Source organism: Terriglobia bacterium (assembly GCA_020073185.1).
Taxonomy (GTDB): Bacteria; Acidobacteriota; Terriglobia; order Terriglobales; family Acidobacteriaceae; genus JAIQGF01.
In genome coordinates this window covers 41231-53433 of record JAIQFT010000014.1, presented here as the reverse complement: position 1 = coordinate 53433, position 12203 = coordinate 41231, and the positions used below count along the sequence as shown (strand labels likewise).

The following is a 12203-nucleotide window of genomic DNA, read 5'->3' as shown; positions in this document are numbered from 1 at the left end:
GCCAGCGGCAAACCGCGGATAGCCGCTTGCTGCTGGCCCATTCCGGCATCAAGAGGTAGAGCATGGGCGGCATTTTGGCCTCAATGATTGATGGCGTGCTGGTCGGCTCGGTCTACGGCCTGGCGGCCATGGGTTTGAGCTTGATCTGGGGCGTGATGGACGTCATCAATCTCACCCATGGCTCCATGATTGCGTTGGGTATGTTCGGCATGTACATGCTGTTTACCGCGATCTCCACCAATGCATACCTCCTGCTGTTGCCGGTCATCGTTGGAGGACTGGTCCTCGGAGTGATCGTGTATTGGATGTCGGTGCACTGGGTGGTAGGACGGCCGGTGCTGATGAGCCTGCTGGCCACCTTCTCCGTCAATATGATGGTGATCGGCATCGGCACCATCATCTGGAGCACCAGCCCTTACAACGTCAACTTCAGCCTGCCAGGCATCACCGTTGGCGCGTACACGTTCACCGGCAACCACATCGCGGCGGCGATTTCGGCCATCGTGGTAGCGCTGGCGTTGGAGCTGTTTCTGTTCCGCACCCGGATCGGTAAAGCCATTCGCGCCGTCGCACAAAACCGCGATGCCGCCGAGTTGATGGGCATCTCCTCCACGGCGGTGCTCGCCACCGCCTTCGGCATCGGCATCGCGCTGGCGGCGTCGTCGGGCGCCCTGGTCTCCACTTTGTTTCCCTTCACTATTCTTTCCGGCGGGGTTTACGAGCTGAAGAGCTTCGTGGTGACCGTATTGGCGGGGCTGGGCAAACCGGTGGGCGCGCTGGTCGCCGGTGTGCTGCTGGGGTTGCTGGAAGGACTGGTGACACCGTTTATCGCGGTTAGTTGGGTGCCGCTGATCGAGTTCGCGCTGTTCGTCGTGGTACTGATCTTCTTCCCGCGCGGGATCTTCGCGAGGAAAAACGCGTGATTGTTCGCCGGCCGTTGTTCTATCTGATCCTGATTACTGCGGCGCTGTTCATCGCCATCCCGGTGCGAACCAATAACGTCCCCCTGCGCGAGGACCTTCTGCTGGTGGCCGTGGCCATCATCCTGGCCAGCAACCTCAACCTGATGATCGGTTACACCGGGTACGTCAACTTCGGCAACATCGTGTTCTACGGGCTGGGCGGATACATCGGGCTGTACCTGGTGACGGTGAAGGGCTGGCCCCTGATCTGGGCGTCGCTGGCGGCGGGCGTAGTGGTCATGATCTTCGCCCTGCTGTTCGGCCTGGCTATCTTGCGATTGCGCGGAGCATACTTTGCACTCGCCACCATCGGTATTTTGCAGGCGGTGCAGTCCTTCGTCTCCAATTTCGACCCGTGGGGCCGTTCCACCGGCATGTATGTTTCTTTCGAGGTGTATGCACCGCTGGGCGGCGCCATGCGGGCCCTCTGGATTACCTATTACCTGGTCGTCGGCGTGATGGCGCTGTCGCTAATTCTGAGCCTGGGCATCAAAATCTCGAAATTTGGCTTGGGCTTGTTTGCCATCCGCGAGGATGAAGACGCGGCGGTGGTGCTGGGGGTCAACACCACCGTGTACAAGGCCATCGTCTACAGCGTGTCGGCATTTCTGCCGGCGGTGGCGGGCGCGCTAATGTTCTTCAAGAACGGCATGATCGATCCCCTGGGGGCCTTCGAGCTCATTGCCTCGATCGAGGCGATCGTGATGATGATGCTGGGCGGTCAGGGCACGGTCGTGGGCGCGGCGCTGGGAGCGGGGCTGTATGAACAACTGCGGTCGTCGCTGCTGACCTCGCCCAAGCTTTCCAACTTCCACCTGGTTATTGCCGGCGGCTTGCTGCTGCTGGTAATCCTGTTTGCGCCGGGTGGGCTGATCGGTTGGCTGTACAAACTCGTACCACGGGCACGGAAGGTGCTCGAATGAGCGCGCTGCTGGAAGGCAAGGCGGTCACCAAGCGCTTCGGCGGACTGCTGGCAGTCTCCGATGTGAGCTTCGTTTTGAACGAAGGCGAGATCCTCGGCCTGATCGGCCCCAATGGCGCCGGGAAGACGACGCTGTTCAACGTCGTGAATGGGGTGTACAAGCCCGACGGCGGAACCTTCATCTTCGCCGGACAGGACATTACCGGATGGCCTTCCAATAAGCTGGTGCACAACGGCATGGCGCGCACCCACCAGATCGTCAAGCCGCTGAACGAAATGACCGTGCTCGACAATGTCACCGTCGGCGCCTGCTTCGGGAGAGAATATCTGGGTCTGCGCGCGGCGCGCGAGATCGCACTGAAGGTGCTGGAGCGGGTACACATGGCCGACCGCGCCAACATCCTGGCGAAGCATCTGACCATTGCGGGGAAGAAGCGGCTGGAAGTGGCGCGTGCGCTGGCCGCCAAACCCAGGCTGCTGCTGCTGGATGAGGTGCTGGCAGGGCTGAATCCCACCGAGGTCGCGAAGATGCTGGAACTGATCCGGGCCATCCGCGATCAAGGAGTTTCCATCATCATGATCGAGCACTTGATGCACGCGGTGATGGCCGTTTCCGACCGCGTGATGGTCCTGAATTTCGGCCTGAAGATTGCCGAGGGCAAGCCGGACGAGGTGGTGCGCGATCCGGCGGTCATCGAAGCCTACCTGGGCAGCGCCGACATCGCCGACAAGTTGCGGGAGGTGCAATGACGGATGTTGCCCTCGAAATCGAGAGCCTCGAGTCCGGTTACGGCGAGGTGCAGGTGCTGTGGGGTGTGTCACTCAGGGTGCGTACCGGGCAGTTAACCACCATCCTGGGCGCCAATGGAGCGGGCAAGTCCACCACGCTGCGCACCATCATGCATTGGCTGAAGCCGTGGAAGGGACGGGTGATGCTGGATGGCCAGGATGTCACGCGCCTGTCCATGCATGCCAAGGCGCAGAGGGGTTTGGTGCTGGTGCCCGAAGGGCGGCAACTGTTCAGCGATATGACGGTCGAGGAGAACCTGCAAATGGGCGCGTACCCGCCGCGCACACGGAAAAATGTCCCCAAGAACCTCGATCGCGTGTACACACTGTTCCCACGGCTGCAGGAGCGCAAGCGCCAACTGGCCGGAACCCTGTCGGGCGGTGAGCAGCAGATGTTGGCGGTGGGCCGCGGGCTGATGCAGGAGCCACTGGTGCTCATGATTGACGAGCTGTCGCTCGGCTTGTCCCCCTTGCTGGCGCAGCAGCTTTTCCTTACGTTGAAGAAGCTGAAGCAGGAGGGGATCACCATCGTGCTGGTGGAGCAGAACGTTCACCTGGCGCTGGCGCTCGCCGATTACGCCTACGTCATGGCCGAAGGCCGGGTGCGGCTGGAAGGGCCGGCACAGCAAGTGGAGAACATGGACGAGGTCCGGAGCGCTTACCTGGGGCTGTAAGTGGCGCGTCGAGATTCCGGAAGCAGGAACATGGAAACCGGTTCCAGCAAGTTCTACGCGGGCACATCGGGGTGGGCGTACGCGGTGTGGAAGCCAGACTTCTATCCCCCCAAGCTGCCGCAAAAAGATTTCCTCAAGTTTTATTCCACGCAGTTGAATGCGGTCGAGGTCAACTACAGCTTTCGGCGCATGCTGAACGAAAAGATCATCGCCTCGTGGATGGCGCAAACCCCGCAGCATTTCCGCTTCGCGCTCAAGGCGCACCAGGCGATCACCCATTTCCGCCGGCTCAAAAATGCGCAAGAGCCGTTGCAGCGCTTCGTGGATTCGATACAGCCGTTGGCGCAGGCCGAACGTCTGGGGCCGGTCCTGTTCCAGTTACCGCCGGACCTCAAGGCTGATGCGCACTTGCTAAACTCGTTTCTCGAGCTGGCGCCACGCCGGCTGCGCGTGGCGTTCGAGTTTCGCCATGCATCCTGGTTCAACGCTGACGTATTTGCGGTCTTGGAGCGACACAACGCTGCGCTGTGCATCGCGGAAAGCGATAAATTGGCGTCGCCTGAAAGGTTTACCGCTGACTTCGCCTACTTCCGCTTGCGGAAGCCGGAATACTTGAAGACAGAGCGGCAGCAGATCGCGACGGCGATGCGTAAGCGCCTGAACCAAGTCGGCGAGATCTACGCCTTCTTCAAGCACGAGGAGCGCCCAGACAGCCCGCTGTATGCGCGAGAACTGCTGGAGGCGGTCGCCGGTGGATCAAGCGCTGCCGCTTAGCTCTACTGTCTCCGGTCGCGGTGAACCAGCACCACTGACATACGACGGGAACCCACCTGAGTATCGCGCCAGTGGAAACTTATCGGACATAATCGCGGCGTGGCTATTTCTGCGCTCAACGAGCGAGTGCTCTCCGGGTTTGTCGACTACCTGAAGATCGAGAAGGGGCTGGCGCGGCTGTCGGTGGAAGCCTATGTCCGCGACCTGAAGCAGTTTTCCGACTTTCTGCAGCGGCCGAAGCCGGCGCGTGCGCTGCTGCGCGCCCGGCGGCAGGACGTCCGCGACTTTCTCGGCCGCCTGTTCTCGCAGCAGGCGGACGGACGCTCGGTGGCGCGCAAGCTCTCCGCGCTGCGGCAGTTCTACAAGTACCTGTTGCTCGACCGGATGATCGAGCACGATCCCACGTTGAACATTGACACGCCGCGGCAGTGGAAGGTGCTGCCGAAAGCGCTGTCGTGGGCGGAAACGGAAAGCTTGCTGACCCCAAAGGCACCACAGGTTGGAGACCCATGCCACACGAACCCGAGTCGAACGGCGATCGCGGCGCGCGACCGGGCAATGCTGGAGATGCTGTACGCCGGGGCGCTGCGCGTCAGCGAGGCGGTCGGCGTTGGCCTGAATGATCTGAAGAACGAACAGGGATGCGTGCTGGTGCGCGGCAAGGGGGACAAGGAGCGCATCGTGCCGCTGGGGCGCGCGGCGGTGGAAGCTTTGCAGCACTATCTGGCCGGACCGAGATCGGTGTTGGCGGGACAGCGAAGTTCACCCCTTCTGTTCATCGCGCGAGGGGCACGGCGCCTGACGCGGCAGCGCGTGTGGCAAATCGTGCGCGCGGCGTCGCAGGCGAGCGGACGGGCGGCGTCGCCGCACATGCTGCGCCACAGTTGCGCGACGCACATGGTGGAAAACGGCGCCGACCTGCGCACGGTGCAAACCATCCTCGGTCACGCGGATATCTCGACGACGCAGGTGTACACCCACGTCGCGATTGACCGGCTGAAGACGGTGTTCATGCAGCATCATCCACGGGCGAAGAGAAGGAGTTGGTAGTTGGGAGTTAGCAGATTGAGCGCGCAGAGAGGACAGGACGGACGGGTCGCGAAGACCGCGGTCGAGAAGGGCGTCGCAAATTTCCTGCGCAGCCTGCGCGAGCGCAATGCTTCGCTTCACACCATCCACGCCTACGCGCGCGACCTGGGCGAGTTTGCACAGTACGCCGGCGAGGCGACTTGGGGCGCCATCGATCACGTGCGCATCCGCGGTTTCCTGTCGCATCTGTACGAACGAGGACTGAGCAAGACCTCGGTGGCGCGGGCGCTGGCCGCGGTGCGCTCGTTGTACCGCTGGCTGGCTCGCGAGGGCATTGTCGAGCAGAATCCAGCGGCACTGGTGGCAACGCCACGGCTTGCGAAGAAACTGCCGCGCGTGCCGACGATCGAGGAGATCAATACCGTGCTGGACGGTGGGATGCCGGACGCGGCGGCGTTCCCGGAGCGCGATCGCGCGATCCTGGAACTGCTGTACGGTTGCGGGTTGCGGAACTCGGAACTGGTGGGCATGAACCTTGCCGACATTCACTGGTCGAACGGCGTCATCCTGGTGCGCGGCAAGGGTAGCAAGCAAAGAGTGGTGCCCTTCGGCGAGTCGGCGGGCGCCGCGATTTCGGCGTACCTGCCGGCACGGGAGGCGGTATTGAAAGCGCGGAAGAAGTCGTCGCCGGCGCTGCTGGTGAACCGCCGCGGCGGACGGCTGACGACGCGCAGTGTGGGGCGGATCGTAAAGAGTGTCGCGGTGGCGCGGGGGCTTCCGCCGGACCTGCATCCCCACACGCTACGGCACGCCTTTGGCACGCACCTGCTGGAGGAAGGTGCCGACCTGCGGGCCATTCAGGAGATGCTGGGACATGAACGATTGGCCACGACCCAACGATACACGCAATTGTCCATGAAGCATGTGATTCAGGTGTACGATGCAACTCATCCGCGAGCGAAATGAGCGACTGCCTAGAGGTGCAGGAGTATGTCTTCGATCGAAACGGTGGCGAATCCGGCGATCGGCGGTGGAGCGGATTCGTCTCATAAGAGAAAGGTACGGAAGCGCGGGCTGGGGTCGGTAAACCGAGAGCTTTGGCTGCTGCTGGCGATGTTTGCGATCGCGCTGTTACTGAATTTGATGGTAGCGGAGCACCGCATGCTGCTCGGCGTCTACGTGCTGCCCACGATCTTCTCGGCCTATTACTACGGCCGGCGGCATGCGGTTCTGACCGCCTTGGCCAGCGTGTTCCTGATCCTGGCGCTCGCTTACGTCAATCCCATCGTGCTGGGAAAGAGCTTCGATTTCATCGCCGAGGAGCCGTGGTTCGATTTCATGGTGTGGGGCGGAACACTGCTGGTGATCGCCTACCTGATGGGCACGCTCTATGACCGCAAGGAAGAGCACCTGCGGGAATTGCGGCAAAGCTATGAAGGCATTTTGATGATCCTGCAGCACATCGCGTCGGACAACAAGTACAGCCAGAACCACCCGTTCCGCGTATCGCTAACGGCGAGCAAGATCGCCGAGCAGATGGAACTGGGCTCACAACGGGTGGAGGACGTGCGCGCAGCCGCGCTGCTGCACGAAATCGACAAAGTTGGGATCTCCAACGAGATGCTGTATCAGGCTGCGAACATGACCCCCGCGGAACTGGACCAGATCCAGGCGAGTCTGGCGCAAGGACGAAAGCTGCCGCCGGCCAAAGGCGGAGCCCTGTGGCGAATTATCCCCACGTTGCTGGCACATCATGCGCTGATGGAGAAGGCAGAGCAATCGCAACTTTTGCCGAACGCGCCGCTGGAGGCGCGCATTCTGCTGGTGTCGGACGTATACGATTCGCTGACCAGCGCCAAGAACGCGCGCATCTCGCCATCGGAAGCGATGGAGCGGATTTCCCAGCGCGCCGGCATCGAGTACGACGCGGACGTTGTGGATGCCATGATCCAGATCTTCCGCAGACGCGGGACGCAACCGGGCGAGCCGGAGATGAGGACGTTCGGCGTGGATTAGGGGTGAGCGATCTCCCAACTAGTCGGCAGCGCTGCGAAGCTGTTTGGGTTCATGCAGTCGGCGACGCCCTGCTCTGACGGCACCGCAGGCAGAATCCAGTACACTCCAGATCCGTCCCCGGGTTGGGACCACTTTACTGTGCCGATCGGCAAGTATGGTCCAGGATATACGGTTACGTCGGCGGTGCCGTCGGCCGCGGTGATGGTAACGTGCCCGACAGCCTTCGCCGTGATGACGGGCGGGTTATCAGCGGATATGCCCACGATTGTCGGGTCACTCGATTCCCACGCGAGGCCGGAACCGCTGTCCCGAGCCTGGGATCCATTTACCGCTCAGAAGTCGCAAGCCTTGCGAAAGGCTACGTTGGAAACGGCGTCCGATGGAAAGAGGGTTTTCCGAATCCCCCAGTCACCTGCAATAAGTTCGTCGCAGATGTTTTACAAGAGGCTTCAGATGCGACGATGCTTCAAGAGCCTCCTCCGACAAGGACGTTCACCAACCGTTTCGGCCTGAGCAGGACTATCAATTTTCTCGCTGCCGATTGGGCTAATCCTACCAGGAGCGCTGGGTGCTGGAAAACTGTGGCTGCGGGCCCAGATGACGCGCGCCCAGGGGATATACTGGCTACGGGATACCCCCCCGGTGGGCCGGACGGCACTGGACACGTCGGTATCGTTGTACAACCCAACGCAGGAACTCCTAACTTCAAACTAGCCTCCGCAGCGGATGTTCCACCGTACTTCTGGACTTTGGAGCAGAAACAGACCTTCATCCGAGGTACAGTGACGCTGACCGACTACGGTTTTCGTCTTTCGGGGTTCGATCCTAGCAATCCGACCAGCAATCAAGGTCTGAAGCAAGACTCGTTTGTCAGGAGGTTCATGTGTTACTAACGACTGCAGCTGGCGAACCTGGAATTCCGACGCCTTGGCAGCTTCGCTTAGGAGTCGGGCTTGTCTATTTCGTTACGGCTCTGTTTCTCGGAGATTGGGCTCTCTACACGGAAATTGTCTATGAGGCCGCAGATCGCAACATTCCCATAGTATTATATCCTATGGTTGCTGCGGTCCTGCTGCTCGTCGTTGCGACCCTGGTTGCTTTCTTGAAACCCAGACTCAGCGCCAAAATAGGGATAGCCGGTTGCGCGATTGCTCTGCCTGTCTGCCTATTGGCGTTTCTCACGACGCAATGGCAGTTCACGGTGCATAACTACTCCGGTCAGGTATCGAGAGAGGCCTCAATCATCATGGTTGGAGTGGCAGGGGTAGTGTCCGCGATCAGATTGCGCCAGCCACGACGACCAGTGTCGGGCACCCAGCACTAGCATGGGGTTTAGGCTGATTTATTTCGGGCGGCAGTGTGGCTGGGGACGTTCCGCTGAACATAGCAGGTCAGAGCAGTATTGTTGTACCGGTTCTCCAGAAAGCCGATGGCACGTTCATTGGCGCCACCTATGGACCTGATACAAACGGATCTTGGCAATACGCCATCGTCGCTTTCGATGCTGGTGCAAACGTCAAGTGGACCAAGACCGGCGGGGCATATTCGTGGCCATACATGGCTACGGCAGATGGAAATGTGCTTGTCGATTCGCAGGCTTCTGCAACAGATCCCGTAATGCTCTTAACCTTGGACAGCAATGGAAACGAGACGGTTCGGGTGCCAGAAGATTGGAGCCTTCTCTCCTGGACGGGCAATTCTTACCGATATGGTTCTATCGTCTCCTTCCAGTCTGTCCTTCCTGTTCTTGCCGCCTCATATGCGGCTATCGTGGGTGGAGATTGTCCGGAACTCCGTTGAAAGTTAGCGACCCTCGAACCTTCATAAGCTACGCAACCGCAATGGCGAATTATCCCCACGTTGCTGGCACATCATGCGCTGATGGAGAAGGCAGAGCAATCGCAACTTTTGCCGAACGCGCCGCTGGAGGCGCGCATTCTGCTGGTGGCGGATGTATACGATTCGCTGACCAGCGCCAAGAACGCGCGCATCTCGCCATCGGAAGCGATGGAGCGGATTTCGCAGCGCGCCGGCATCGAGTACGACGCGGACGTTGTGGATGCCATGATCCAGGTCTTCCGCAGACGCGGGACGCAAGCGAGCGCGGTGGAGATGAGGACGTTCGGCGTGGATTAGGGTGCGCGATCTCCCAACTAGTCGGCGGCGGTGCGAGGCTGCCGGGGTTCATGCAGGTCCAACCACAAACCCATCACCCGGGATTTCAATTCCGCTGTCAGTTGGTTGTAGTTGGCTTCGGGATTATCCGCCGGTTGCGGCGGGTAGATGGGGTCGCCAAACGCGATGTGCAGGCCGGTGAACTTCTGAAATCCCTTGCCGCGCGGCCAGGCTTCGAAGAATCCTTCCAAGGCGACGGGACAGATCGGCACCTTCAGATGTGTCGCGAGGATGGCCGCACCTTTCTTGAAGACCTTGGGCGTGCCGTCAATACTGCGCTCGCCTTCCGGGTAAAGGATGAGGACCTTGCCACGACGTAGGCCATAAGCCCCGGCACGCATGGCGGGAACGAGGTTGGCGTCGGGATCCACGGGTACAAGCTTGAGCGAACGTGCCAGCGCGCGGAGGATGCCGTTGCCGAAAATCTCGCTGGTGCCGACGTAGAAAGCGTCGCGCAGGACAGAGTAGGGAAGCGTGCTCACCAGCACCGCGGGGTCGAGGAAGCTCTGGTGATTGGGGGAGATGATGAACGGCCCGCGCTGGGGAAGCTTCTCGATTCCGGTGACGGTGAGGCCGAAACGGTCGCGTACAAAGAGGTTGAAAAGGCGGCCAACGAGATACCAGCCGCGTTCCGCGATGGGCTTGCGGTGGGCCACGGCGAGCACGTCGGGATCGGTGGGGTCGGTGTTGAGAATCGAATCCCAGGCGGCGCGCTCCTGAGTGCGTCCGGCACGCCCGACGCTCTGGCGGACGGCGTCCACCAGTTCACGTACCGTGTAAACCTCGGAGACGACAGCGTCGGGCACCTTGGCGCCGAGTTCGCGCTCCAGCGCCACCAGCAGTTCGACGCGCTCCATGGAGTCGAGACCGCGGTCGAGTTCCAGGTTGTCACGGGGATGCACCTGGGTTTTGCCGGCCTTGGCGGCACGCACAATGACTTCCATGGCGCGCCCGACCTCCGGTTCAGCCAGCCATTGCCGCTCTTCGTCGGTTAACGGACGCGCCAGTTCTCCGCCTTGATCTTGCCCCGCGGCTTGGCCTTCCTTGACGCGGCGGTCCACTTCAAAGCGCTTGATCTTGCGGGTCGTGGTGCGGGGAAGCTCGTCTTGCCAGATATCGAAGCCGAGGATGCGTTTGGTGCTCGGCAACTGCGTGGAGAGAGTTTCGATGTCGAAGCGGATGATCTCGCGGGCGTTGACGATCTTTCGCTCGCGCAGCACTTCAAAATTAGGAACCACGACGGCGTGCAGGCGTTCGGCGAATGGCTCGCCGGGTTTTCCCTGAAGGCCGAGAACGCAGATTTCCTTGATGTAGGGGCTCTTGAGGTAATGCGCCTCGATTTCTTCCGGGTAGATGTTCTTGCCGTTGCTAAGAACGATGACTTCCTTCTCGCGGCCGGTGATGAAGACATTGCCGTCAGCATCGGGGTAACCAAGATCACCCGTGTGCAGCCAGCCGTCGCGGATGACTTCGGCAGTGGCTTCCGGGCGGGCGTAGTAGCCCTTCATGACAAGAGGGCCACGGACAAGGAGCTCGCCGATGGCGGGGCCTGTGCCGTCTTCGCGCGGCTTGGGATCACCGAATTTCAGCTCCATTCCGTGGAGAGGCTTGCCGATGGAGCCAATGACGTTGTCGTGCGGAGGAGTCCCGATCGCGCCGCCGGTGGTTTCGGTGAGGCCGTAACCCTGGAGCAGTTCGAAACCCATGGCATGGAAGTCGCCGGCGATGCCGGCGTCGAGCTTCGAGCCGCCGGAGATCAGGTAACGCATTTTGGGGCCGAGCATCACATGTACCGGACGGAAGAGCAGCTTGCCCAAGTTCACTCCGAACCGGCGGCAGAAACGCGACAGTTGCAGAAGCCAGCGGAAAACGGTTTCCGCGAGCCGGCCGCGCGCGCCAATTTCTTTGTGAATGCGTTCGTGGATCAGGTAGAAAAATTGCGGCACGCAGCAAAAAAGGGTGATGTCGCGCTCGCGCAGCGCACGGAGAAGTCCTTCGGTATTGAGCGACTCCAGGAATACGACGCGGGCGCCGCCAGCCAGAGGAAGTAGCAGGTTGGCCATTTGCGCCAGAGCATGGAACAAGGGCAGCACGCCGAGAATGGCGTCGCGCGGGGTGATGTCGAGCAGCCGAAACACGCCTTCGGTCTCGGCGTGGAAGTTGTCGTGGGTGAGCATCACGCCCTTGGGATCGCTCGTGGTTCCGGAGGTATACAGAATAGCGGCGGTGTCGTCGCCGGGAGTCACTACCGGTGTGAATCCGTCCGGACCGAGCTTCAGAAGGGTTTCGAAGTCGGGGCCAGAAACGGGAGATTCCGCCGGTTCGAGAAGCATGAGTCGAATTGCGCTGCCGGCAACAGCACGCTGCGCGGTGGGCAGGTGCTTGGCGTCAACGAAGAGCAGGGAAGAGCCGCTGGCGCGAAGCAGTTTGGCGACCTGATCGGCATTGAAAGCTATATCGAGCGGAACGGCGACCATACCAGCCGCCACCGTCCCAAGGTATGCGGCAATCCAGCGCGGGCCGTTGGCGGCGAGGATGGCGCAACGCGAGGCGCGCTCCACGCCGCTGGTCAACAGCCATCGGCCGAGCGATTCGGCCATGGTGCGCAATTGCGAATAGGTGAGGCGTTCGACCGGCCCGTCAAAGCGTTGTATTTCGACCGCGATGAGATCGGGCCAGCGTTCTACCGACTGCAGAAAACGGTTGTAGAAGTTCGCCATGAGCGGAAGCGTGAGTGTACCGGAGTTGGCACCGAGAGCGCAGCAGGAAAGGTGCGCAGCGGCGGCGGCAAAGGATCAGCGACCAGAGGTGAACCGCGGCCGGCTAGAGACGACGCTCACGCCCGCACTGGTCGCGCACCCG

General features: G+C 61.2%; 12 protein-coding genes. 10 read left to right on the top strand and 2 right to left on the bottom strand.

The features are described 5' to 3' along the window. The first annotated feature begins 62 nt into the window (after positions 1 to 62). From LAN64_07210 to LAN64_07175, 8 genes are all read left to right on the top strand, one after another. Positions 63 to 923, top strand: coding sequence for a branched-chain amino acid ABC transporter permease (locus LAN64_07210; GenBank protein ID MBZ5567626.1), 861 nt, complete (start codon positions 63 to 65; stop codon positions 921 to 923). Continuing rightward, entirely contained in the window at positions 920 to 1885 is a 966-nt protein-coding gene (locus LAN64_07205) for a branched-chain amino acid ABC transporter permease (GenBank protein MBZ5567625.1), read from the top strand. Before LAN64_07210 ends, LAN64_07205 begins: the two co-directional genes overlap by 4 nt. Then, entirely contained in the window at positions 1882 to 2634 is a 753-nt protein-coding gene (locus LAN64_07200) for an ABC transporter ATP-binding protein (protein ID MBZ5567624.1), read from the top strand. The genes LAN64_07205 and LAN64_07200 overlap by 4 nt, the downstream gene beginning before the upstream one ends. After that, positions 2631 to 3347, top strand: coding sequence for an ABC transporter ATP-binding protein (locus LAN64_07195; protein ID MBZ5567623.1), 717 nt, complete (start codon positions 2631 to 2633; stop codon positions 3345 to 3347). The genes LAN64_07200 and LAN64_07195 overlap by 4 nt, the downstream gene beginning before the upstream one ends. Before the next feature lie 30 nt (positions 3348 to 3377). Continuing rightward, positions 3378 to 4121: a DUF72 domain-containing protein gene (locus tag LAN64_07190; GenBank protein MBZ5567622.1), complete on the top strand. Its 744-nt coding sequence runs from the start codon at positions 3378 to 3380 to the stop codon at positions 4119 to 4121. 99 nt (positions 4122 to 4220) lie between these two features. Next, positions 4221 to 5171, top strand: coding sequence for a site-specific tyrosine recombinase XerD (locus tag LAN64_07185; GenBank protein ID MBZ5567621.1), 951 nt, complete (start codon positions 4221 to 4223; stop codon positions 5169 to 5171). Between the two features lie 15 nt (positions 5172 to 5186). After that, the gene (locus tag LAN64_07180; protein MBZ5567620.1) at positions 5187 to 6116 is read left to right on the top strand and encodes a tyrosine recombinase XerC; all 930 of its coding nucleotides are present in this window, start codon (positions 5187 to 5189) and stop codon (positions 6114 to 6116) included. Between the two features lie 24 nt (positions 6117 to 6140). Next, the gene (locus tag LAN64_07175; protein ID MBZ5567619.1) at positions 6141 to 7166 is read left to right on the top strand and encodes an HD domain-containing protein; all 1026 of its coding nucleotides are present in this window, start codon (positions 6141 to 6143) and stop codon (positions 7164 to 7166) included. Here the strand turns inward: LAN64_07175 and LAN64_07170 are convergent. Then, a complete protein-coding gene (locus LAN64_07170) occupies positions 7163 to 7429 on the bottom strand; it encodes a hypothetical protein (protein MBZ5567618.1) in 267 nt (88 codons plus the stop codon). The genes LAN64_07175 and LAN64_07170 overlap by 4 nt on opposite strands. Positions 7430 to 8525: 1096 nt before the next feature. Between LAN64_07170 and LAN64_07165 the strand changes: the two genes are divergently transcribed. Both LAN64_07165 and LAN64_07160 read left to right on the top strand, forming a co-directional pair. After that, a complete protein-coding gene (locus LAN64_07165) occupies positions 8526 to 8966 on the top strand; it encodes a hypothetical protein (protein ID MBZ5567617.1) in 441 nt (146 codons plus the stop codon). 60 nt (positions 8967 to 9026) lie between these two features. Beyond that, the gene (locus tag LAN64_07160) at positions 9027 to 9302 is read left to right on the top strand and encodes a hypothetical protein (protein MBZ5567616.1); all 276 of its coding nucleotides are present in this window, start codon (positions 9027 to 9029) and stop codon (positions 9300 to 9302) included. A 17-nt stretch (positions 9303 to 9319) separates the two neighbouring features. Here LAN64_07160 and LAN64_07155 read toward each other — a convergent pair whose 3' ends face one another. Then, positions 9320 to 12061 carry an AMP-binding protein gene (locus LAN64_07155; protein ID MBZ5567615.1) on the bottom strand — a complete coding sequence of 914 codons (2742 nt, stop codon included), beginning with the start codon at positions 12059 to 12061 and terminating at the stop codon, positions 9320 to 9322. Positions 12062 to 12203: the final 142 nt, after the last annotated feature.